Source organism: Lewinella cohaerens DSM 23179 (genome assembly GCF_000379805.1).
Classification (GTDB): Bacteria; Bacteroidota; Bacteroidia; order Chitinophagales; family Saprospiraceae; genus Lewinella; species Lewinella cohaerens.
Genome location: NZ_KB903609.1, coordinates 26,438 through 51,179, shown reverse-complemented (window position 1 = coordinate 51,179; position 24,742 = coordinate 26,438). Strand labels below are relative to the sequence as shown.

The window sequence follows — 24,742 nt, the reverse complement described above, 5'->3', positions numbered from 1 at the left end:
ACCTAAACTATCGATTTTTCTATGAGACTTTATCCAATTGCGCTTTTAGCTGCCCTCTTCTTTCTTTGTAGTACGCCAGTGGCTGCTCAGTTTCGTACTGCTATGAAAACTGCCAACAAGCAGTACGATATCAATGCTTACAATTTAGCAGTTCAGTCTTACCTGGCTGCATTAGAGCGGAGACCGGATGATCCGGAAGCTTTGGGCAAAATAGCCGATAGTTACCGCCATTTGAATATGATGGAAGATGCTGCTCGCTACTATTCGCAGGCCGTACGCCAACGCGACATTAACAAGCAACATTTTCTGGAGTTTGGGCACGTGCTTCGTGCTTTAGGTCGCTACGATGAAGCAAAGCAATGGTATGATACCTATGCGCGAGATGTGAACCAAATGGTTGGACAACAATACAGCCAAAGCTGTGATTTTGCGAAACAGCAAATAACAGCCACTTCCGGGTTCACAGTAGTGCCGGAATTGCTTAATACACCTTCCTCCGATTTTGGTCCCGGTATCGTTGGTAATGATCAGGTTGTATTCAACTCTGCTCGTACAGACCTCACTGCACCAGGTACTTTTTCCGGTGCAGCCGGTAATAGCTTATTGGTAGCTACGATCGGGCAAGATCGTTTCTTGGCTATTCCTTACCTATTGCGCAATGGTTATACGGTAGATGGAGGCAACCCTGGCCCGGTATCTTATTCTCCGGATGGTACCATGGTTATATTCACGCGTAACAATTTTGTGGATGGCACTCGCCAAATTCCTTCTAGTGGTATGCAGGTGGCGCTTTTTCAGGCCAATGTTACTTCTAGTGGCGAATGGAACAATGTACGCCCTTACCCATTTAATGGATCTGAGTATTCTACGGGTTTCGCAACCTTTACCCCTGATGGACGTGGTATCTATTTTGCTTCTGATCGCCCTGATGGATTTGGTGGCTTTGATATTTATGTTTCTTATCTGGTTGGTAACTCTTGGAGTACACCCGAAAATCTAGGGCCAGTAGTCAACTCTCCTGGTAATGAAATTACACCGTTTTTCGATGGTGCTAACCTCTTCTTTGCCTCAGATTGGCATCACGGCCTTGGTGGTTTTGATGTTTTCCGTTCGCAGCCTGAAAATGGTCGTTGGACACAAATTTTCCACATGGGCGCAGCTGTGAACTCTCCAAGAGATGATTACAGCTATAATTTTGATGACACCCGCAATCTCGGCTACGTAGTAAGTAACCGTACCGGTGGCAGTGGCAATGAAGATATTTACAGAGTGACGCGCTCTGCCGATAATATTACCCTTGTTATTAAGAATGCAGCCGATGGTTCACCTGTAGCCAATGCTATTGTTGATTTTGTAGAATGTGGTGAGGGAGCTTACCAGGCAGGTGCAGAAGGGCTTTACACCTTCCAGGCAATGCAGGGCCTTAACTGTAACTTGGTGATTCGTAAAGATGGTTACGTAAGTGCGATGGTGCCTTTGGCAACTACCGGTAATGGTGAGCAGAAGGAAGTGATCGTGAATCTTACGAAAATCAATGAAACTTACGTAGGTAAGGTGGTTGATTATGCGACCCGTATTCCTTTGCAAGGGGTAAAAGTAAAAGTAACCAACCGTACGACGGGTAGTCAATCTGAGACAACGACGGATGTGAACGGAGATTACTATGTGGCGATGGTGCCTTATACGACTTATGACTACCTTATCGCTAATCCTGGTTATCAGGATATCATTTTTGGTCTTCCGGTAGAGGATGGCCGTAATCGTAGCGTGTTGGGTGTTATTGGCATGCAGCCTGGTACTTCTAGTGCAAATAATGGTGGTACTACGCCAGTTACGCCTAATCCAGTAACTCCGGTTACTCCTGGAGGTGGCGGTACAGGTACGACTGTTCAACCTGGTTATGCGGTACAGCTAGCAGCACTTAGTAAGGCTGATTTGAGTCGCTTTGGTGACCTGAGCAATCTTGGTCAGGTATACGCGGTTCAGGACGGTAGTCGTTATAAAGTTCGTTTGGGCGTATTCACTACTCGTGAGCAGGCTGATCAAGCTTTACGTAATGTAAAAGGTCGTGGTTACAATGACGCATTCATCGTTACAGAAGCAGGTAGCACCACGGCAGGAGGAAATACACCTGGGCCGGTTACCAACCCAACTAACCCGGTCAGCAATACAGGCGCTTACATGGTTCAGTTGGCAGCTTACTCCAAGCCAGAATATTTTGATCGTACCAAAGCAGAGACGATGGGAACCATCACCTCTCGTCAAAAGAATAACTTAACGGTAATGCTAGTGAGTAATATCGCTACTCTGGCAGATGCTCGTGCTATTCGCCAGCGGGCGCGTACGGCAGGTTGGAATGGTGCCTTTGTCGTTCAAGACCAGAACGGACAATTGGTTAAAGTCGAGTAGTTTTATTTGAACCACCAAAGGAACTTAAGGGAGTTTTAGAACTTTCTGTGGTTTCTTTGGTGGTTCAAATAAAAAATTATACCACCTCGCTAAACTGCCCTTTGCCTACAGCTTCTTTCCAGTAGTGTTGATCAAAGGCAAGGCAGATGTTGCGCAAGTAGGGGCGTCCGGCAGGCAAAACCCGTAGCTGTTGATTTTCAACAAGCAACAGTCCGTCTTCTTGCATTTCTTTTAGCCTCTCTATACCATTATATAAATCCTGACATTGTAAAACCGGGTTCGACCAAGAAGTCGTTTCGGTACACATGATATTTAAAATGTGCCGGCGGATAATCTCTTCTTCAGTGTTTAGTAAGTATCCTTTAATGATGGGCAATTCACCTGCGGCTATTCTAGCCTGATAGGTTTCTATTTTCTTCTCATTCTGTGCATAGGCCGACCAGCTGTCGCTAATACCCGAGACCCCCAATGCAATGTTGAGTTGGGTGTCGTGAGCGGTGTAGCCCATGAAGTTTCGATGCAATCGCTGTTCCTGAAAGGCGGTGAGCAGCTCGTCGCCGGGTAGCGCAAAGTGGTCGAAGCCAATCTCTTCGTAACCCATTTCCAAGAGGAATTTTTTCCCTGTTTCGTAGAGCTCCCGTTTGGCAGCACCACGTGGGAGGTCTTTTTCATCATAAGCACGCTGGCTTGGGCTTTTCCAAGGCACATGTGCATAGCTATAAAAGGCTATTCGCTCCGGCCTCAATTCCTGGAGGTGTTCAATGTTGGTGAGGATGTGCTGGATATCTTGTCGTGGCAGCCCAAAAATAAGGTCAAAATTAATGGAAGTATATCCAATGTCGCGGCTATCGGCCACGACGCGATAAATCTCTTCGGTCGACTGTTTCCGATTGATCAGCGTCATAATATCTTGCCCGAAGTCCTGAACACCAATACTGATACGATCAAAGCCATGTTGATATAAAGTTTCCAGATGGGCCCGGGTTGTACTGTTAGGATGAGCTTCAAAACTAAAGCGGTGATCAGGAGCAATGCTTGCTTCTGCAAAAATACCACGCAGGAGGTAATCCAGGTTTTCAGGAGCAAAAAAAGTAGGTGTTCCACCCCCAAAGTGGAGTTCTTGAACCATGGGCTTTTCTCCCAGGGCTGCCACGTACATTTTCCATTCGTCTAAAACACTATCTAGATAAGGAAGCTCGACAGCATGATTTTTTGTAATCCGTTTATTACAACCACAATAGGTGCAAAGTTGCTCGCAGTAGGGGAGGTGGATGTAAAGATTGACTACACCTTGCTCCTGATACGCGACCTGTACACTATTTAACCAGTCTTTTGGTGCAGGCCCTGGCGCGGTCCAGTTGGGGACGGTCGGATAACTGGTGTATCGAGGAGCGGGAATATTATATTTTTCTAGAAGCTGGACGGCCATGTTTAATGTTTTTTTTACTTTAGCAAAAGTACTTGGGGCTGAGAAAGATGAGGGGTGACAAAAGTCACCAACCATTGTGATTTACCGCACACGGTAGTAATACGCTCACAGGTAATTTTGAGACTAACTAACAACCTACGCTGGATCGCTTATGGCAATTCTTCTTGATCACACTGCGGGAAATACCACGCAAGATACCCACGATAGCCAGGGGTGCTACCATTGTGGTGAGCCCTGCGAGGAAGAACTTATCCAACTCGGAGATAAGAACTTTTGTTGTGTGGGCTGCAAAACGGTCTATGAGCTGCTTTCCGAAAATCAATTAGATACTTTTTACCGCCTGGAATCTACGCCGGGTAATACCTTACGGACGCGTGCCAGAGAGGATTACGCATGGCTGGATGAGCCTGCCGCAATTGCTAAAATCTGTGATTATCAAGACGATAAACACCTGAAGGTAACCTTTCATCTACCTCAGATTCATTGTACCTCTTGTATTTGGTTATTGGAACACCTGTATCGCTTAGACGAAGGGGTGTTGAAAAGCCAGGTAAATTTCCTTTCTCAGGAAGCTTACATCCAAATTGATCCTCAAAAAATAAGTTTACGGGCATTGGTGGAATTGCTTTCTCGAATAGGTTATGAGCCACGCCTACAAATGGACAAGCTGAATAGTGAAAAAGAGCCGGTAGTTGACCGTACTTTCGCTTATCAGCTAGGTATTGCGGGTTTTGCGTTTGGCAATATTATGCTGCTGAGTTTTCCAGAGTATTTTGGCCTCACGGACCTGGCTTTTCAGCGTTGGTTTGGTTACCTTAATATTCTTCTCGTACTTCCTGTTCTTTTATTTAGCGCTAAATCCTACTGGCAATCAGCATGGCAGAGTTTGCGACAACGACAGCTTAATATTGATGTTCCTATCACCTTGGGGATAGCTGTTTTGTTTTTTCGCTCTGTCTTTGAAATCATCAGTGAATTAGGGCCTGGTTACCTGGATAGCTTGGCAGGGTTGGTGTTTTTTCTTTTGATTGGCCGTTGGTTTCAACAACGGACTTACCATCATCTTTCTTTTGAACGAAATTACCAGAGCTATTTTCCTATAGCAGTAATGCGTAGGCTAGCAGGCAAGTGGTCAAGTATAACTCTTGATCAACTGACAATAGGTGATGAAATAAAAATAACCAATAATGGCCTTTTACCCGCCGATGGGGAGTTGCTTTCCGGTGAAGCCCGGATGGATTATAGCTTCGTAACAGGCGAGGCTGACCCTGTTCGTAGCCAGGTTGGAGCTCAACTTTTTGCTGGAGGCCGGCAAACTGGAGGCGAAATTACAGTACGCTTGGTAAAAGCAGTATCACAAAGCTACCTTACGCAGTTATGGAATGACGAAGCTTTCCAAAAAACGTACATCCCTGGCAGTAGCCAATTGCTAGAAAAAATAGGCAAGTATTTTACACCAACCGTTTTGTTGATTGCATTAGCGACCATCGGCTATTGGTGGCCTGTAGATCACCGTATTGCCTTACATGCCTTTACTGCGGTGTTGATCATCGCCTGCCCATGTGCCTTGGCATTATCGGTGCCTTTTACCTTGGGTAACGCCCTCCGTCTGCTGGGCAAAAATCAAGTCTACATAAAAAATACCAGCGTACTGGAATCGCTCTATGATGTAGATACGATTGTCTTTGATAAAACAGGGACGCTTACTTCAGGAGCAGGTAAAGAACAGCTTTCCGCTCCTGGTGCTATTTCCGAAAGGAATAAAACTATTATCAAATCACTTGCAAGTCAATCTTCTCACCCTGTAAGTAGACTATTGGCTGCTTTTTGGCCTTCAGCTCAACGGATAGGTGTAACAGACTTTCAGGAGGTCGCAGGTAGTGGTGTGAAGGCAAGGGTTGAGGGAGTATTCGTTGCTTTAGGTTCCGCGTCGTTTTTGGGTGTAACTGCCAAAGAGACAGGCACCTGGGCTAAAATTGGCGAAGAGATTATAGGGCCGTTTGTAATCAAACATCAGTACAGACCAGGCGTAGAAGAAATCTTAAATGATTGGTCAGAAAAATATGATCTCTATCTTTTGTCAGGGGACAATGATGCTTCACGCAAACAGTTGGAGGCCTTCTTTCCTGAGGACCATCTTCACTTCGAACAAAGCCCTCACAACAAGCTGGCTTTCATAAAAAGCCTTCAGGCACAAGGAAAGAAAGTACTCATGATAGGTGACGGCTTAAATGATTCTGGTGCTTTACAACAAAGTGAAGTTGGCCTGGTGGTGACCGAAGATGTAAATAATTTCACCCCGGCTTGTGATGTTATTTTGGGCAGCAACCAGTTTGTCAACTTAAGAGGCATTATGCATTATGGCCAGCGTACCATACACTTGGTTTACGGGGCTTTTGTGTTGGCTTTTATTTACAATGTTATTGGGCTAAGCTTTGCGGTTCAGGGATTGTTATCCCCTTTGATTGCGGCTATTTTGATGCCCTTGAGTTCCATTACAATAGCGGTAGTAGGCGTACTGGGGAGTAACTTTTTATTTGCAAAAATAAAGCATAAACTAAGAGGGTGATAAATGTCACTACGGTGTCAGACAAATGTCACCCTGATCAGAATGCCCACCTAGCTACCTTGCAGTCGTATTTTGAAAAAAACCTTAAAGAAAGACTAATGAATATTATTTTTTTTCTCATTGTGCTTAGCCTTTTGGTGGCACTCGGCTTCTTGGCCGCTTTCTTTTGGGCAGTGCGCTCCGGCCAATATGATGACGACTATACGCCCTCTGTCCGGATGCTTTTTGACGATGAATCGAAAACGGAATAATCAACTTTAATCCCAGTAATTACTGGAATAACTTTAGCATGTATGTCAAATTTGGAAACCTTCAGTTATGACAATCGCATCGTAAGGAAATTTGCTTACGTTACTGCGATCTGGGGGATTGTAGGTATGACCGTAGGGTTGCTTGCAGCACTACAGATGGTCTGGCCGATATTCAATCTAGGTTTAGCCGAAACTACCTTCGGCCGAATTCGCCCCCTTCACACCAATGCCGTTATCTTCGCTTTCGTAGGTAATGGTATTTTTACAGGTGTATACTACTCTTTACAGCGTTTGCTTAAATCCAGAATGTACAGTGATGTACTTAGTAATATTCACTTCTGGGGTTGGCAAGCTATTATTCTCGCTGCGGCAATTACCTTGCCGCTGGGGATTACCAGTTCGCATGAGTATGCAGAATTGGAATGGCCTATTGATATAGCCATTGCTGGTATCTGGGTGGTGTTTGGTATCAATATGTTTGGTACTATTCTAAAGCGCCGGGAGCAACACCTTTACGTTGCCATCTGGTTCTTTATTGCAACTTGGGTTACGGTCACTGTTTTGCATATTGGTAATAACCTAGAGCTTCCTGTTTCATTATGGAAGAGTTACCCTGTTTTTGCCGGTGTACAGGATGCCTTAGTGCAATGGTGGTATGGCCACAATGCAGTAGCATTCTTCCTGACCACGCCTTACCTGGGCTTGATGTACTACTTTATTCCTAAAGCTGCTAATCGCCCGGTATATTCTTACCGCCTGTCGATTATCCACTTCTGGGCATTGATTTTTATCTACATATGGGCTGGACCTCACCACTTGCTTTATACCTCTTTACCTGATTGGGCGCAGTCTTTAGGGATGGCTTTCTCTTTGATGCTGATCGCTCCAAGTTGGGGTGGTATGTTAAACGGCCTGTTGACACTACGTGGTGCCTGGGACCGGGTACGTACCGACCCTGTACTGAAGTTCATGGTTGTGGCGGTTACTGCTTATGGTATGTCTACGCTGGAAGGGCCGTTAATGTCAATCAAGAGTGTTAACGCTATTAGTCACTATACTGACTGGACTGTCGGCCACGTACACATTGGTACCCTTGGCTGGAATGGTATGTTGACCTTCGGTATGTTGTACTGGTTGTTCCCTCGCCTTTATGGCAATAAACTGTACTCTACCAAGCTGGCAAACGCTCACTTCTGGATCGGTACTTTTGGTATCCTGTTTTACGCCATTCCTCTTTACTGGGCCGGTTGGACCCAGAGTTTGATGTGGAAAGAGTTTTTACCTGAGGGTATCCTTAAGTATGGTAACTTCCTGGAAACGGTAACACAGATTTTACCGATGTATAAACTTCGGGTAGTAGGTGGTACAATCTACTTGGTAGGGGTGTTTGTAATGATGTACAATCTCGTTAAAACTGCTAAGACTGGTAAGTTTGTAGGTGATGAAGAAGTACAAGCTCCTAGCCGTGAGGTCGCCTTTACGGGTGGTCACAAAGGAGAGTACTGGCACCGTTGGATTGAGCGTCGTCCTGTTCAATTGTTGATTGGAGCTACGATTGCTATTCTGATTGGTGGTTTAGTAGAGGTTTTCCCAATGATTACCATTGAAGATAATGTTCCGAAAATCGAGAGCGTGAAGCCTTACACTGCACTTGAGCTGGAAGGCCGCGATATGTATATCCGTGAAGGATGTTTGGGCTGTCACTCGCAAATGATTCGTCCTTTCCGTAGTGAAACCGAGCGTTATGGGGAATACTCTAAATCAGGAGAATTCATCTATGATCGTCCATTCTTGTGGGGTAGTAAGCGAACAGGGCCGGATTTACACCGTTTAGGAGGTAAATACCCTGATAGCTGGCACTTCAACCACATGTATGACCCAACGAGTACATCTCCGGGGTCCATCATGCCGCCGTATCCATGGTTCATTGAAGATGATCTGGATTTAGGAATGACTATTGCCAAATTGAAGACACTCAAAACATTGGGTACGCCTTATACCGACGAGTACATCGAAAATGCGGTAGAAGAGGCCAAAGCTCAGGCTGCCGTTATTGCTGCCAGCTTGAACAAAGACGGCATTGAAATGGAAGGGTTAGCTGATAAGGAAATCATTGCCTTGATTGCTTACCTCCAACGATTAGGTACAGATATTAAGCCACCAGCGCAAGCAGAGGCGGCAGAGTAAATTATCTCTTTATTGGCTGGCAGGCTGCCTTTGGGTAAACTGCCAGCCTATAAGATGCAAAATCAAAATACCATGTATAAATATATTCTGGCCAGCGGCGAACAAAGTATTAACTGGATGGCCATTTTTTCACTGATTACTTTCTTTCTAATGTTTACGATCAGTGCCATTGCCATCTGGGGTAAAAGCAAAGCTTATGTAGAACACATGGCAGAGCTGCCTTTGGATGAAGAAAACATTAAATAAGACCACCCTTAAGTTTTTGTTATGAAAACGAATATTATAAAATTTAGCCTGACCTTCCTTTTGCTCTGCATTCTGGGGTCGGCATATGCAAATGACGCAGGTACTGCCCAAGCAGGCACAAGTTCTGATTGGCTATCCTGGATTTTTGAAAACCTGATACTCATCGTTGGTGCCATAGCTGTTATTGGTGCTGTTGGAGCCATCTTTAACCTGAATAATCAGCTCATGGAGCTTAACCGAATTCGGGTACTCAAGGAGCATGGAATTGAAGTTGCTGAAAAAGTTGCGATACAGCACAAGCAGAGCTTATGGCAGCGTTGGTACAAAGACATGACTAAAGCAGTACCTGTTGAAAAGGAAGCTGATGTTATGCTTGACCATAACTACGATGGTATTCGCGAATTAGATAATATCCTCCCTCCTTGGTGGGTGGGTATGTTCTATGCAACGATCATTGCAGGTGTTGTGTACTTTTCTTACTACCACATTGCTGACAAAGGATTATCTTCTTCTGAGCAATACCTTGTAGAGGTAGAAGAAGCTGAGGAGGAAGTTAAAGCCTACTTGGCAATGCAGTCTGACCAAGTGGATGAAAATACGGTCGTCATGCTGGAAGATGAGAACGAACTGGCATTAGGCGCGAGTATTTTTATCAACAAATGTGCGGTTTGCCACGGTGCTGAAGGGGAAGGTGGAGTAGGACCTAATATGACGGATAATTATTTCTTGCATGGCGGAAGTATCAATGATGTTTTTAGAACCATCAAATATGGGGTGCCTGAAAAAGGGATGATATCTTGGAAGAGTCAGTTGCGGTCTAGTGACATGCAGCGTGTAGCCAGCTACATACTTACACTGGTAGGCAACACTCCTGCGAATCCTAAAGCTCCTGAAGGTGAGCTTTATCAGCCTACAGAAGAAGACGAAGCTACTGAGGCTGCTGATGACCAATTGGGAATGAACGAATAATTAAAGCCGAAAAATAGAGGCGAATAGTCATGAATGCGAACGAAATTAACGACACGGAAGAATACCGTAATTCTATCAAAACGGTAGATAGCGATGGTAAGCGTATCTGGATATACCCCAAAAAGCCAAAAGGCCCCTGGACCAATGCGCGTACCTATGTCAGCTGGGTATTACTAGCCGTATTGTTTGCACTGCCGTTTGTGAAAATCAATGGTAACCCGCTTATTCGCCTGGATATTCTGGGACGTGATTTCTACCTGTTTGGTATGCACTTCACGCCTCAGGATTTCCACCTTTTTGTGGTCGCAATGCTCACCCTAGTGGTGTTTATTGCCCTGTTTACGGTGGTGTTTGGACGGCTCTTTTGTGGCTGGGTTTGCCCCCAGACGATCTTCATGGAGATGGTCTTCCGTAAGATTGAATATTGGGTAGAGGGTGATTCGAGTGCTCAAAAGCGTTTGAATAAAGCACCTTGGACGCCCGAAAAAATCAGAAAAAAGGTACTGAAACAAACCTTGTTTATCTTGGTTGCAGTATTGATTGCGCATACGTTCTTGTCTTATTTGATTGGACCAGAAAGGGTATTTAATATTATTACTTCCCCGCCTTCTGAAAATTTTGGAGGTTTCCTTGCCATGATTGGTTTCACCGGCGCTTTCTATTTTGTTTTTGCAAGCCTAAGAGAACAGGTTTGTACGACGATTTGTCCTTACGGTCGTTTACAGGGTGTTTTAACTGATGATGACACAATCCTTGTTGCTTACGACTTTGTGCGAGGAGAGCCACGTGGAAAGAAGAAGCGTACTCGTGCGAAAAAATCTAATCCTATAGCCAATATGCAGGCTGCTGTAGCAGCTACCGACTCGGCTGTAGGTCTTTCAGACGCAGCTCCCTTGAAAGTGTTAGGGGATTGTATTGATTGTACACTTTGTGTGCAGGTGTGTCCTACTGGTATCGATATTCGTGATGGCGTTCAGCTAGAATGTGTGAACTGTACAGCCTGTATGGACGCATGTGACGAGGTGATGGTCAAGATTGATCGCCCCAAAGGGCTTATTCGTTATGACAGCCATAATGGTATCGTGAACCAAAGTCGCAATATATTTACGCCTCGTGCTATCGCGTATTCTATTGCATTAGGGATTTTAATTATAGTAAATATCATCTTGTTTGCCGGGCGTACCAATGTGGAAGCCATCATCCTGCGTACTCCAGGTAAGCTTTATTATGAAACAGAGCAAGGAGAAATCAGTAACTTGTACAACTATCAGCTGTTTAATAAAACAACTGAATTATATGTGCCAGAGTTTCGATTCCCTGATCATCCGGATGCCAAAATTCAATTCGTTGGTGATGCTCCTGAGTTGACACCAGATATGATGAGTGAAGGAGCCTTTTTTATATTGCTTCCAGAAGCTCAGGTACAAGAGCGAAAGCAATCCATCAAAATAGAACTATGGGAAGGCGATCAGCTATTGGAATCTACAGAGACCAATTTCTTAGGCCCGATCAAGTAGTTGAAAAATAGCGTCTTATGAAGATAGAATTCAATTGGGGTACGGGGATATTTGTATTCTACGTCCTCTTTGCCTCCGTCCTGTTTTTTTCAGTGTATGAGTCTACTAAAGTTGATCACAGCTTGGTGGTGGAAAATTACTACGAAGAGGATTTGGCTTACCAGAATCAGTACAATAGATTGGAAAATTCCGCTAAGTTGAAGGAACCGTTGCGGATGAAATGGCAAAGCGATGGAAGGAAACTTGTGCTTGCTTTCCCTACGGATTTAGCCACTTCTGCGACAGGGCAAATAGCTTTTTACCGTCCTGATGATAAGTCGATGGATTGGCAATTACCTATTGCAGTAGACCAAGCTGGGCAGATGGAAGTGCAAATGGCTAAGCTGCCCGTTGGCCGCTGGAAAGTAAAGGTGTACTGGGAAGCTGCTGATACGCCTTATTTTGCAGAAAAAATTATTGACCTGAGGTAAAAAGTACTACGTACTTGGTATAGGGATTTTGATTTGCTTAACTGACCATCAACCATCTTCAAAATCGGAAGTGGGAGGTGGGTAGTCGGAATTAAACGGTGGGAAAAGTTTAAGGATTAGGTGACAGATGCAAGAAATCACCCTCTCCCAAACTTTTACACCTTTACACTTTTACACCAACTAACCAACCATGCTTTTCACCGCTTTCACATTTGGTCTTCTTGGTAGCCTGCACTGCGTTGGTATGTGTGGGCCGCTGATGTTGGCCTTGCCTTTTGGGCAGAAAGGGGGTAGGGTAGGCCGCTTGTTGCTGTACAATGCTGGTCGAATCATCACTTACGCTACGCTGGGTGCTTTGATGGGGTTCCTGGGCAAAGGTGTGTTTTTGGTCGGGCTACAATCCTGGCTTACACTGGTACTCGGGGCCTTACTGGTAGTGATCGGCTTGTTTTCAGTACAGGTAGAATTGAAGATCTGGTCTTCACCGCTCTTGTCGAGCTTTTATATTCGATTGAAAAGTGCTTTTGCACGTTTGGTCAACAAGACGGGCTTATCGGCTATCTTCTCTTTGGGGATGCTCAATGGCTTGCTGCCCTGTGGTTTGGTGTATCTCGCTTTGGCAGGTGCGCTCACAACAGCGAGCTGGCAGTCAGGCGTGTTTTACATGATGGCCTTTGGGCTGGGGACTTTGCCGCTGTTGCTGGCTGTGACCTTGCTAGGGCAGATGTCGGGCCTGAAGATTCAAAAATATTTGCGCAAAGCATACCCCATTGTCCTGACCTTAATGGGCGGCTTCCTGATCTGGCGAGCTCTGCAATTCCAGTTACCCGCTTCCTTTGATTTGTGGGAAGCATTGAATAATGCGCCCATGTGTCATTAGTATTGCGCAGAAAATAAACTGCGATTTCGCTTCGCGGCTTCTTCGAGGTTTCTCAAGTTTTCCAAATAGTTAAAACGCTTGAAATGAAGTGCTTATTCAACTATTATGAAAAACAAAATCGCTTTTTATTTTCGTGCTGTTCCTTAGCAAAAAGAAATCCGTGGAAATCCGTTTGATCCGTTCAATTTGTAGTCTATTACTAAGGAGACGGAATTATTTTTTACAGATTTTTGTTAATTGCTTTTGAATATTAGAGTTTTTTGTACTTTTGCGTCGCTCCAGAATGCTGGGGCATTAAAAGTTTGCTGCCCGGATGGTGGAATTGGTAGACACGCAGGACTTAAAATCCTGTTTCCATAACGGAAGTGCGGGTTCAACCCCCGCTCCGGGTACTTAAAGCAAAGCCTGACTCAGTAATGAGTCAGGCTTTTTTTGTGTCTTTTGGGTAGGTTTTTGTGTAGCTGGTTGTTTTTCAGGGTTTTATGAATTGGATGGTTTGAAGCGGGTTAGTTACTGGGTAAATCAATTTGTTTCGACGGGTCTTTTTATTTGAATATATTTGTTTACTTTTGTTTGTTCTTGTGCTTTTCCGCTTAAATTTCTTCTAAACAAAATATCCATCCATGAATTTTAGAACCGTGCTCTGGACTTACTTCATTAAAAAGAACGGAACCTGCGATATTAAGATTTACCTGAACTACCAGAATAAGAAGAAGTATTTCTCAACAGGGCTCCAGGTCGCGCCAAAGGACTGGGATGAACGTAAGGAGATTGTTCGCAATTCGCATCCACTAGCGTCCAGATACAACGCTAAAATAGCAAAAATGCGCTTGGAAATGGAAGGCCACTTCTTAGAAGGAGGTACCTGGGATAACCTGTTTAGCAAGAGTGCTGGCGGAGGACTGGTTGATCTACTGGAAACGATCGTAAAAGAGGGGAGAGGTGGCTTGTTGCCCATTAAGAAGCACACGATCAGTAACTATCAATCCTTACTCACCAGGTTAAAGCAATACGAAGCCAAAACGAGCCAACGGATAACACTGGATGGGGTAGACATGAACTTCTACCAAAAGTTTACTTCTTTTCTCTCTACGGACGGGAATTGCCGTCTACCGGGCATTGATAGCCACATCAAGGTTTTCAAAAGAGTCATGAATATTGGCCTGGAACGCAACCTTCATCAAAACACCATCCACAAAGGCGATGGGTTCCGGAGGAAGAGAAACAAGACGAATAAGATATTCCTCAACGAAAAAGAAATAGCGATACTTGAAGACACAGACCTGTCTAATCAACCTCACCTCAAAAAAGAGCTTGACCGCTGGTTGGTCGCGTACTATTTCTTACTACGCTTTTCTGACCTCCAGCAAATTTCCAGCGAAAACATTATAAACGTTGATGGCCGAAACTTTTTGCGGTACCGATCGCAAAAAACACAAAAAGAGGCGACCATTCCGATCCGAAAGCGAGCGATGGAACTCATGGAGACGTATAACTTCGACTTCTCCTGGGGAACCAACCAGCAAGCCAACCGCCAACTAAAAATGGCAATCGTGTCGGCAGGGATCAACGACATGGTGGAGCAGGGAGACATCACATCACCTAAAAGCTCCTTCGTGACTATGCACACGGCCCGGCGTAGTGCGGCAACGAACCTCTACCTCAGCGGTGAGTTCAGTATCAAAACCATTGCTGACCTCGGTGGCTGGGAAAATATCAGGACTTTGCAGATTTATCTAAGGTGCAGTAATATGGATAGTGCTAAGTTGGCGGCGAAGAGTGATTATTTTTTGTAGGTATCACATTTCTACAATACTACCGTCAAATAGTACATCAAGAAACCTAACGAGTTTTCTGACTAGAATTTTACGGCTACGTTTACTGAATACCGATTTATAAATTCAAACCCAGTGTCGGCAAGATAGCCTCGTTTATATTCAACTAATAGTCCAACATTTTCTTGTTTTCCTGGGTAGAAATTTGTGCTTAAAGCTATAAATTGCACATGTTTCCTAAGCTCTTCTGCATCTGAGTAATTCCTTCTGTATTGCCAATCAAAGGTTAGTTGAACATCTCGCGGGACAACCCAATATTCAAAAAACATTCGTAAAAGAATTGATGTATAATCCGCACCATACATTTTATCTGTGAACTGTGGTACGGAATTGTACTCGAATCCAATATATGGATAGTATCTGAATATAAACTCGCCATTCTCATCTCTAACAGACCGCCCTGGTAAATATTTATAATTACTACTAATTGACAATATGAGCGCTGCCGCTTCTTCATATTCAGACGTAAGGAAGTTCCGCTTAGTTGAGTACTGAATATTGACCCACGGAGAAAAAATTACGCCTAAATTTGGAAGATTATGAGGTATAACTCCAGGCTCTGCCTTTCTTTGAAAAGGGACATACTCTGCATTTATTCCTAGTTCAAATTTATCAATCTCCTTAGTAATATTTGAAGATCGATGGTATTCTATTTTTGGAAAAAAAATTAAGTTTGATTTTCCTTTTTGGATTAATCCAATTTCTGTAATTTTCAATGCTACATCAACATTAAAGTAGTCGTTAGATGATTGTAAATCATTAAGCAAACCGAAGGTAGCTGGTTTTTGTTCATCTTTCGATCCATCAAAAGATTTACGTAGTGAAATTCCATTACCTTCAATCCACTCCGAAAAATTCTTCTCCCCCTCCTGTGCTAACAAACCTAATGACAACACAAAAGACATACAGAATAACAATAATCTATGCATGACTCAATATTTTTGTTGCAACTAGAATGTAGGTGTCCTTAACAGTGAAGTCTTTTTTTCTTAATTCACTAACCGATAGCTTAGCGTCTTTATTTAAACTATTTATATAACCTCGCAATGATTGAGCTAAATGAATTAAACTGCGGTCGTCATACCTTAAAGGGTGCCCCTTTAGTTTAAAATCATCTTGCAAAATCTGAATTGGAAAATTAGCCTGAGCTGCAACGTAATACCTCACGTTCTGATAGATTACGGGGCTTTCTGGAGGGTTTGAATAGTGCATGTATAAATGTTATTTTATACTACAATTTAAATTTAAACTACTGAAATGTCAAAAAAAAATGAATTCATTTTATACATTTTTTTTAGCGCATTGCTCTTAATGCCCCTATATCCGTCACTCCTGTTGCGCTTAATGTACTCTCTGAGTGGACAAAATACGCATATTTCTGTCACAGTATAATACAGATAAGTAATCTCCAAAAAAATAAATCCTAATCAAACAACCACTCCAAAAACCCCTTCTTCTCCGGATCGGTCACTTTAGCTTTGGCAGTAGCTTTCCGCCCCGCCGCAGCATCCACCCCCGCCAGATCATACCCCCCAGGCGACTTTGCCCACCGCACCAAATTATCCAGCGTCGGATCGAGTACCTTGCGGTTGGTGTTTTGGGCATCTTGCAGGGTACCCCGTACGGATTGCACCAATGGCCGCAGCGCAATCCCAATGCGGATGATCTCCTCCTTGGTGATACGTACCCCGTCCTTGTCTAGGCGCTTGATTTTGCGCTCTACGTAAGCAGTGTAGTTCTTCTGGTCGGACTTGGCGGCCAGGGCTTTGAGGTCTTCTTTTACCTGCTCCTGATTCGCCTCGGGCTTTTTGTAGGTGGTGCGGATATTGTCTACTTCCTTGTCAAAGCTTTGGATGGCTTTGGTGTAGTTGTTCTTAGTTTTTGGTGCAGCCTTTTTCTTAGCAGGAGCCTTGGGCTTGCGGACTGCTTTCTTCTTAGTCGTAGGCTTGGCCGCCGTTGCTTTTTTGGCAACTGGTTGCTTTGCCGCAGTGGTGGTACACTTCTTCGCAAAGCTGCCCGCTTCCATGATGTAAACGGCATAACCCTCGTGATCAAAGATGATGTGATCTCCAGGCCGGGCGGTGACGACCATGGCGCTCTTGCCTGTTCGTTTCAGGCTGACTTTGGTGGCCTTTTCTATTTTGAGGTGATAATGCTGGCAGTTGATGTTGACGGCTTGCAGCTTGGATAAGTCTGTCTTCTTCTGCCAGGAGTAAAGCGGAATGTTCTTTGTTGGACTGCTGGATGTCTGTGCTTTCTTAGGCACTGCTGCCTTTTTCTGTTCAGTTTTCCCATGCGATGGCTTTACCATCAATATTTTCGGCTCCGACATACCGGCCAGCTGCTCTTTAGCGGTTTTGAGTGATTTCGTCAAAGCCTCTCGTGCGGCTCCCTGAATATTGGGATTATCCAATCCCTTTTCCATTTTGGCGATCTTCGCCTGTAATTGTGTTTTAGTCATGGCGCGTTTTAGTTTTATGCAAATTCCAAAGCCACTTGGAGGGCTTCAATGGCAGATGAGAGTTCTTTTTTAGCGGTTTCTTCTGAAAATTCAGCGGCAGTTTTTAGGGCTTTGATGGCTTCGCTGATGGTGTCTTTTGTGGCTGGCACTTTTCCTACTGGAGCTTCGCCCATAATCTCCGCAAACGGGACCGGTTGCCAATAAAAGTCAAGTTCTATGATCTTGACTTGGCTGAGCTCGTCTAGGGAGACGTAGCCCCATTCGGCATTAAGCTTGTCTCCGCCAAGTATGGTGTAACCAAAGGCCAAATTGTCCTTGGAGTCATATTCAGCGATGTACCAATCGGAGCTGCCCTGAAAGAAGTGGGCGTAGATGATTTTCTCACCGGTGGGCACACTTTCGGTCGCGTACAATTTGGGGATGGATTTCACCTGCTTATGCAGCGGATCAAGTACCGCCGTGGCGTAACCTTGGGCGCTTTCTGTTATTTTTAGATTATCGCGCACGGCGGCTTGCTGGGCCTTGGGCATGAACTTCTTCAGCAAGGTTGGCCAGCGGTACTTGAAAGCAGTATCCGTTTCCAACTTGCGCTCCGGCTGCTTGATGGTCGGCACTGCTTTTCCGGAGCTGATCTCTTTCACTCGTCCGTAGATGTCACAGGAATGGACTTTGTGGTGGCAGTCCAGCAGGTAGTTCAATCGCTGAAACTCGTTGACGCGCTCAGATACCGGGCGACGGTTGGCGGCTTCGGCTTCCTTCTCCTCAATCACTTTGGCCAAGAGCGTTTCCTTGTGCTCCGGAGACTTCAAATGGGTGATTTCTGCCAATAAGGTACTTGCCCGTTGCTGGTAGCGATCAATCAGTGCGGTAAAGTCATCAAAGATGGTCAGCTGCTCTTTGGCCAACAGCTTGTCCTCGATGTTTTTGATGCGCTTGACGTACTTTTTGTGTTCATCAATCACCGAACGGGTGCCCAGACGTGAGTAGTAGGTTTGTAGTTGAGCATAGCGGTAGAGTTTGCGGTAAGTCGCTCGAATGTCTCCGCTTTCCATGGCTTGCAGCCCTTCCAACTGCTCCGGCGTTGTTTTGTAGTCTACATCCGGACGGGTAGTGACTTCTGCCAACAGCTCCTCTAATCTGGCTTGGAGACGGGCAAATTTGTCCTTTAGCTCTTTGGCCTGCTCCAAAGCATCACGGTTGCTGACTGCTATTTCAAATTCTCCCTGAAGGGCAGATACCTGTTCTTCCAATTCCCAGCGGACGATCTCCTCGGGATCATTGATCAGTCCCCGTTTGAGTTCTTCGGCGTTGAGTTCTTTTTCTTCAAAGAGTTTGCTCTTACCGCTGCGGGTCCAGATAGAATTGAGGCGGCTCATCTTTTCACTGAGTTTCTGCCAGGTGAAGATGTCCGAACTGTTTTCCATCAAAGGCACGACGATGCGCACGTGGCTGAACTTGTTGCCAAAACGCCAGATCCGGCCCATCAACTGATGGTGATCCGTTGGGTTCCAATCCAAAAAGCAGTTGTACAGAACGGTGCCAAACTTTTGCAGATCTACGCCTTCGCGCATGGTCGAAGAACCGATGATGATCTTGATCTTCCCATCCAAAAAGCCTTCCTTGATGGTTTCTCGACGACCTTTACTGACCTTGCCGTAAAAGATGGCCACTTCTTTGTCGGCATAACCGACGTTCTCCACCAAATACTGCTTGATGTGCCCAAACCATTCGGTGCCGCGATCGGCGTAGATGATCTGGCCAGAAACGGGCGTGCCCTGGGCATCGTGGTACTGCTTGACCGTGCGGATACACTCACAGACGTACTTAATCTTTGGAGAACCTGCGACAAATTCCTCGGGCGTTACTTTGCTCAGATCAGACTGCGCATCCCCGCCCAAACGCAAGGCGTAAGGCGAAAACGTAACTGTGCGCGAAGCATTCAGCGCGATAAGCACCTGACCAGGCACATTGCCTTTGTCATCCTCGGGATAAAAGCCCGAAAGAACGCTATCGCTTCTGACACTACGGTCTTTACTGGCAAAGAGCTGGATTTGCTTGAGCCAGTATTCCTGCTTAGTGGACGGTGTGAGCTTGGTGTCCACCATGTACTGCGCCTCCAGGGGAACACCGTTTTCATCGTTGGTCAGCGGCAGGATCACTTTCTCCGGACGCTGAATATTGGCCTCTTCGCCGGTCTTATAGTTGATCGAGCGGAAGATCATCGACTGCAATGAGGGCAAATTGTTATACCCTCGTATCACCGCATTGATCTCAAACTTACCCGCTGCCGTCCAGGTGCTTTCCAGCGTTTCGTCGATGTACTTGCTGNAAAACTGGGCGATGTTGTACACATCAAAGTCTTTGAGCCCCTGGTAATCGTAGTGCGCCATCATGGAGTAAATCTCCGTAGCGCGGTTGGTAAAGGGCGTTGCCGTCAGGCCAAAGGTGTTGCGGCGGTTGTTGTTGTCGTGCACGTAGGCATTGAGCATAAACAGCTTGAGCGCCCGACTGGATGGTTTTCCGCTACCTCCACTGAAGAAGTGCTTGGATTCCCGTTCACCATCTTCGCCCACATCGCCTTTCACTTCCATGAAGAGGTTGCGGAAGTTGTGCGTTTCATCCACGATGATGGCGTCAATGCCCATCTCCTCGATGTCCAGAGCCGTTTCTGCTAAGGCAATATCGACCCATTCTTCGGCTTTTTGCTCGACGATGGCGGCAGCTCGTCCGGATTCACCTTGGGAGAGCATGGCTTTGAGGCGACCGGCCAGGTCTTTTTCCGTATTGGGGTTAAACCCGATTTTCATCAAGCCTTCGTAAGTCACCATGGTCACGGAATACTCCGCTACCGTTTTGGCTACGCCGTTTTCGTCCACGGCTCGGCCAATGAAGTTGACCCCCAGGTTATCGTAATCGTTGATCTCAATGTGAGGAAGTATACCTTCGGAGATTATGTCTCCGGCCTTGGCAATGACTTTGCCTTTTTGCTTGATGGTTTTAGTGGCACGAACGCCGATAATCTCCGCTATCCATTTGTTGTAGACCTTTTGCGGCACCACCACCAAAGGCCGTTTGAACAATCCTTTCTCAAAACCATCGCTGATGCCCAGAATGGCCGTCATGGTTTTGCCTACCCCCACATCGTAGGCGACAATGCCGGTGCCTCGATGATTCATAAAAGCGACTCCTTCGCGCTGCGCCGGACGAATAGACAGGCTTCCTCCTTTGAACATGGTGCCCATACGAAAGCCCACCGGGATGCGCGAGTAGTCAATGTCCTGGTAGTTGTTGGACTTTCGGTTCCACAAGTAGGCAATTTTGGCTTTGTCCTCTTCAGTCAGGCTGTTGAGTAGGAAAAGATCAAAGTGATGACTGCCGATCAAGGTCACATTGCGCCGGACGCTGGCCCACTCGCTATTGCTTTTACCTCGTGGACGTCGTTCTTTTTTAATCCAGTATTGGTAAATCTCCCAGGCGGTGGTGGATTTCTTTTCCAGGGTCAGCTCCTCCCGCGTTAGGTTCTTCAGGTATTCTGAATAGAAAATGCTGCCAATGCTGGTTTTGGCATCGACTTGGGTGCCATCGGCCAGCTCAGTGATTTCAATGTCCTGCCAGATTTTATCAAAAGGGCTAAGGAATAGCTTTTGACTTTCATCATCGGTAAGGTAGAGCGCCTTGGGTTTAGCGGCTTCCAGGCGTTGCATCTGCTCACGGTAGCCGTCTTCTCCGATGGTCGCTACAATGGCTGATTCGCTGGCTTTGGCGGAAACGATTTTATCGTAGATGTTGCCGGAATAGTAAAGCACTTGTGGAATATAGTCCTGGCCATCGTAAGCGACCAGTCCGGCCTGGTGCCAGGCTTGATAGTTGGGGTCAGCTACTAAGTATTTACCCCACTGGTTATTGTCGATGACACTGCGATCATAAAGCCCTTGACCGGCCTGATAGGTCACCCAAACCTCAATTTCTTCACGGCTAATGCCGGGATTGTATTTCTCAATCGTTTCCTCCAGGCATTGCAGATTGGTGGAGCAGGAATAGCCTCGATCTTGTTTTGCTCGCTTTTCGGCTTTGGATTTGGCAATGACTTTAGCGATGCGACCGGTCTTCTTCTCCGGAGTACGAACTGGCAGCACGGTAGCATCAAAGAAGTGATCGTAGCGTTTGGCTACGGGTGCCTCGATGCGGGCCATGGCTTCACTCATGGTGCCCCGTACTTCTGGTCTAGGTTTACCGAATTGATTGGTCAGCTCACGGCCCGTGTTGGGGTTGTGCGTGAGCAGCTCTCCTAAAACTTTATCAGGATGTTGGACAAAGTATTGTCCAGCAAATATGTTCATAGTGTACTTTTGAATCGTTGCTAATAGTGCGAACCTTCAAAAGTTGGATTTTTATCTATACGTGCCCCAGTTCGGTTTCCAGCTCTGCCAGGGCAGACTGCACCGAGATCGTTTCTTCTTCATTACCTAGTAGCCGGTCTAAAACCAGCTCTTCCAGGCGGGCATAATTGGCATCGCGCAAAGCGCACACTTCGGGATGCGTCTGACAGATCAACTGCTCGCTTTCTTCGCGAATAATGGCTTGCAGGGCGGCTAATTGTTCCATGGCTTACTTCTTTTTGAATACGACAATGTCGGTTTGAATGTCCGTTTGGGTGAAAATGCTTTTTGGGAGCCGGTAGGCATCCAATAGTTCTGCTTTCGCCAGAATATTGGCCTTGACTTCGGTTGCTTTTCCGTCCAGAAAAGCGGACGGAATGATGAAAATCAACAAACCTCCAGGCATTAACAAATCCAGTCCACGGGTGATAAAGTAGTCCACGTAGGTATTGGCCTTGGTGCTCCGCTTTTCGACTTGGGTGCCTTTTCCGGCAAAGTCGCCGTAGGGTGGATTGCCGATCACCAGTTGGTACGCTGCCCGGTAGTCCTGGCTATTACCGCGCCGATCGACAAAGAGGGCATTAAACGATTGATGGCGGATATCATAAGAGGGGAAGTTGGCCTTAGCGATCAGGGAGCTGATTTCGTCCAGCTCGATGCCCGTTACTTTCTCCTTTGGATCGAAATAATGCAAAAAGCGACCAATACCGCAGCTCGGCTCCAATACCGGCCCCGATTGATAGCCGTAGCGGAAAGCCAGACCCACCATTTTGGCGACTACTTCTGCTGGTGTGTAATACTCGTACAGTCCCCGCTCTTTGGTGAGTGCTTCATCGTACTTCCACATACCACCAAAGCCCACGTACTGATTGACGTAGGCTAGTTGTTCCTGTGTATAAGGCTCGCCACTGGTAGCTTTATCGAGGACAAAGCGGGCAATTTCCTGATTGTGTAGATATGCTTGCTTGCTCATGGTAATTGGGTAAAATCAGCTTGCTGCCCGAAGACAGCAAGCTGTAACAAACAATAATCAAATGCGAAAACTAGGCTGCGGACTTCAGCTCTTGTTTGCTCTTATTGAGCAACTTTTCTTTACGGACGATGTCACCAGGTGTGTCCGGTGTCGGTGCGATGCGTTTGACAAATAGCTCGTAGACCTTGGTGGCAATCAAATAGGCAAAGATCAAGCTGAGGCCATTGGACCAACCACCGATTAGGAAAATACCCGCACCCACCAGGGCAATAGCGGCAATCCGCCAGGCTTTATCCGGAATATTGCGAATACCGGGGATGAAGGCGGACAACCATCCTGCAATCATTACAAAGGCTCCGTAGAGCAGATCTACCCAGGGGAGGTATTTGTCTACGCCATCTTCAGGTGTAGGTAGCGGAGGTAATTCACCCGTTTGGGCAAACATCAACCCTCCGATAAGGAGCAGGCTGAAAAGCAGCGCTGCTTTTTTCAATAAAGTCTTCATGTTAAGCGCGTTTTGATAAAGTAAAAGAGATGGGCTTAGCGGGAGAAAATCCTCCGCAAAAAGCCTTTTCGTTCTGGTTTACGGATGGCCATCACTTGGCCGTATTCGGTTTGTGCAGTAAGGATGGTAAATCCTTTATCATTGGTAAAACTGGTGATATGGGCGACTTCCGCTCGATCAAAGGTGTACTGAAGGCAGTTTCGACCTTCTTCGTCAGTACCTTTCGCGGCGGTGACTTGAGCACCAATACCCTGGTTGCGACTTGTGTATTCGTAGAATTGGCCCGACCAATAGGTCGTCAGACAATGGCCCCACTCAGGGGTCTCGGGAACGACCAGACGGGTATTTCTAAAATAGTTCTTCGTCCAGCTGTCGTTTTGGTCATAGACGGCATCGGTATTGCCTTTTCCGGAAACGGTAACCACCATATCATTCAGCTCCAGGGCTTCAAACTTGCGCTCAGATTGGCTACGGTAGTACATTTTTTCGCCATTGACCTCATAGGTCAAGGTGCTGGTAAATTCTGGCTCTTCTGGCTCTTCCGGTTCCTCGGGGTTATCCGGATTATCAGGAGGCGTTGGATCATTGATCAAAAGATCAAGGACAAAGGAGCCGTGACCGGTGTATTGGTCCCAACCTTCGGGATCAATGTCGTAGACCTTATCAAAAAGAATAGCTTTGACGCCTTCGCTGTCCAGCTCCGGATGCGTGCTGGCAATGATGGCCGCACAGGCCGCCGCTGTTGGCGTGGCCATGCTGGTACCATTGTATTCTCCTTCTCGATCATTTGGAAGAAGTCCAAGGATGCCGACGCCTGCCGCAGCGGTTTCGATTTCTTTGCCATAATCCGAAAAACTGGCTTTCTTGCCGTTGCGATCATGTGCTGCAACTGCTACAGCTCCGGGGCCATTAGCTGGGGTACCTACATTGGGGCTCCCGCCATTACCCGCTGCTGCGAATACCAGAATACCGGCATCTTCGGCTTTTTGAATCACCGCATCCATGGCCGCACTTTGGCCACGTCCGCCCAGGGAGAGGTTGATGATACAGAAGTAGCCTTGCTTTTGTAGCTCAATGGCTTCTAAGATCGCCGCCTCGATACCCGCGACAATCCAACTGGTATAAGCACTACCTTGATCGTTGAGTACCTTGTAAGGTATGATCTTCAGTAGGCCCATTTTAACCAGCTCTGCGGCTAGTCCAATGGGTTTATTCGGATCAACACCGCCGATAGAGGAGCTGACATGAGTAGAGTGCGATTGAACATCAATACCGTTTGACTCACCTGTGAAAATTCGGCCTTTTTCACGCCACCAAGCGGCGTTCATACGAGCATTAGTATACCCCGAACCTGTATCGAGTACAAATGCCGCAATCTTTCTTTGTCCATTGGCATTTATCCAGGAAGCATTATTGGCCGTGCCGTGCCAATCGGTGGCCCAGTTGCCTGCATCTTGGCTATAGGCCGATGGTGCAAAGAGTATCCGCTCGTTGGCAGGAATGGTGTAATCAAATTCGGTCAGCTGAATACGTTCAAACTCTTCGTAATACGTTTTGAGAGCTTCGTAAGCTTCGGGTGTTTCGGCTACTGGCTGTGCGAAAGCCTGCACGAAGGAGGCTACTGCAAGGAGCAGGAGCGTAAATAGTTTTTTCATTGTCAAG

Annotated in this window: 18 protein-coding genes and 1 tRNA gene; 11 read left to right on the top strand and 8 right to left on the bottom strand. The window is 46.1% G+C overall.

What is annotated here, in order from left to right; genetic code table 11:
* Positions 1-21: 21 nt before the first annotated feature.
* Entirely contained in the window at positions 22-2,409 is a 2,388-nt protein-coding gene (locus A3EU_RS33365) for a carboxypeptidase regulatory-like domain-containing protein (protein ID WP_020539321.1), read from the top strand.
* Between the two features lie 76 nt (positions 2,410-2,485).
* On the opposite strand, the gene hemN is transcribed toward A3EU_RS33365, so the two are convergent.
* Entirely contained in the window at positions 2,486-3,838 is a 1,353-nt protein-coding gene (gene hemN / locus A3EU_RS32065) for an oxygen-independent coproporphyrinogen III oxidase (RefSeq protein WP_020539320.1), read from the bottom strand.
* A 151-nt stretch (positions 3,839-3,989) separates the two neighbouring features.
* On the opposite strand from hemN, the gene A3EU_RS0127080 reads away from it, so the two are divergent.
* From A3EU_RS0127080 to A3EU_RS0127035, 10 genes are all read left to right on the top strand, one after another.
* Entirely contained in the window at positions 3,990-6,407 is a 2,418-nt protein-coding gene (locus A3EU_RS0127080; protein ID WP_020539319.1) for a heavy metal translocating P-type ATPase, read from the top strand.
* A gap of 98 nt (positions 6,408-6,505) precedes the next feature.
* A complete protein-coding gene (gene ccoS, locus A3EU_RS0127075) occupies positions 6,506-6,658 on the top strand; it encodes a cbb3-type cytochrome oxidase assembly protein CcoS (protein WP_026211610.1) in 153 nt (50 codons plus the stop codon).
* Positions 6,659-6,700: 42 nt separating this feature from the next.
* Positions 6,701-8,845, top strand: a complete 2,145-nt coding sequence (ccoN, locus tag A3EU_RS0127070; protein ID WP_020539317.1) for a cytochrome-c oxidase, cbb3-type subunit I — start codon at positions 6,701-6,703, stop codon at positions 8,843-8,845.
* 72 nt (positions 8,846-8,917) lie between these two features.
* Complete coding sequence (locus A3EU_RS0127065; protein ID WP_156825924.1) at positions 8,918-9,091, top strand: CcoQ/FixQ family Cbb3-type cytochrome c oxidase assembly chaperone; 174 nt, start codon at positions 8,918-8,920, stop codon at positions 9,089-9,091.
* A 21-nt stretch (positions 9,092-9,112) separates the two neighbouring features.
* Entirely contained in the window at positions 9,113-10,060 is a 948-nt protein-coding gene (locus A3EU_RS0127060) for a cbb3-type cytochrome c oxidase N-terminal domain-containing protein (RefSeq protein ID WP_020539315.1), read from the top strand.
* Between the two features lie 29 nt (positions 10,061-10,089).
* Positions 10,090-11,577 carry a cytochrome c oxidase accessory protein CcoG gene (ccoG, locus tag A3EU_RS0127055; RefSeq protein WP_020539314.1) on the top strand — a complete coding sequence of 496 codons (1,488 nt, stop codon included), beginning with the start codon at positions 10,090-10,092 and terminating at the stop codon, positions 11,575-11,577.
* A 17-nt stretch (positions 11,578-11,594) separates the two neighbouring features.
* Positions 11,595-12,047: a FixH family protein gene (locus A3EU_RS32060; RefSeq protein WP_020539313.1), complete on the top strand. Its 453-nt coding sequence runs from the start codon at positions 11,595-11,597 to the stop codon at positions 12,045-12,047.
* Positions 12,048-12,237: 190 nt separating this feature from the next.
* Entirely contained in the window at positions 12,238-12,927 is a 690-nt protein-coding gene (locus tag A3EU_RS32055) for a sulfite exporter TauE/SafE family protein (protein WP_020539312.1), read from the top strand.
* Between the two features lie 307 nt (positions 12,928-13,234).
* Positions 13,235-13,319, top strand: a tRNA-Leu gene (locus A3EU_RS0127040).
* A gap of 231 nt (positions 13,320-13,550) precedes the next feature.
* Positions 13,551-14,723: a site-specific integrase gene (locus tag A3EU_RS0127035; RefSeq protein WP_020539311.1), complete on the top strand. Its 1,173-nt coding sequence runs from the start codon at positions 13,551-13,553 to the stop codon at positions 14,721-14,723.
* A gap of 62 nt (positions 14,724-14,785) precedes the next feature.
* Here the strand turns inward: A3EU_RS0127035 and A3EU_RS0127030 are convergent, their stop codons facing one another.
* The 7 genes from A3EU_RS0127030 to A3EU_RS33360 all read right to left on the bottom strand — a co-directional run bounded on the left by A3EU_RS0127030 (position 14,786) and on the right by A3EU_RS33360 (position 24,735).
* On the bottom strand, positions 14,786-15,691 hold the full coding sequence (locus A3EU_RS0127030) for a hypothetical protein (RefSeq protein WP_020539310.1): 906 nt from the start codon (positions 15,689-15,691) through the stop codon (positions 14,786-14,788).
* 494 nt (positions 15,692-16,185) lie between these two features.
* Positions 16,186-17,223, bottom strand: coding sequence for a hypothetical protein (locus A3EU_RS0127020; RefSeq protein ID WP_020539308.1), 1,038 nt, complete (start codon positions 17,221-17,223; stop codon positions 16,186-16,188).
* Positions 17,224-17,237: 14 nt separating this feature from the next.
* Positions 17,238-20,456: a helicase-related protein gene (locus tag A3EU_RS0127015; RefSeq protein ID WP_425412746.1), complete on the bottom strand. Its 3,219-nt coding sequence runs from the start codon at positions 20,454-20,456 to the stop codon at positions 17,238-17,240.
* Between the two features lie 1,162 nt (positions 20,457-21,618).
* Positions 21,619-21,828 carry a hypothetical protein gene (locus A3EU_RS0127010; RefSeq protein WP_020539306.1) on the bottom strand — a complete coding sequence of 70 codons (210 nt, stop codon included), beginning with the start codon at positions 21,826-21,828 and terminating at the stop codon, positions 21,619-21,621.
* A 3-nt stretch (positions 21,829-21,831) separates the two neighbouring features.
* Positions 21,832-22,575 (bottom strand): N-6 DNA methylase, encoded by a 744-nt coding sequence (locus tag A3EU_RS0127005; RefSeq protein ID WP_020539305.1) that lies wholly within the window; start codon positions 22,573-22,575, stop codon positions 21,832-21,834.
* A gap of 70 nt (positions 22,576-22,645) precedes the next feature.
* A complete protein-coding gene (locus tag A3EU_RS0127000; RefSeq protein WP_020539304.1) occupies positions 22,646-23,080 on the bottom strand; it encodes a hypothetical protein in 435 nt (144 codons plus the stop codon).
* 35 nt (positions 23,081-23,115) lie between these two features.
* Positions 23,116-24,735, bottom strand: coding sequence for a S8 family serine peptidase (locus tag A3EU_RS33360; protein WP_020539303.1), 1,620 nt, complete (start codon positions 24,733-24,735; stop codon positions 23,116-23,118).
* Positions 24,736-24,742: the final 7 nt, after the last annotated feature.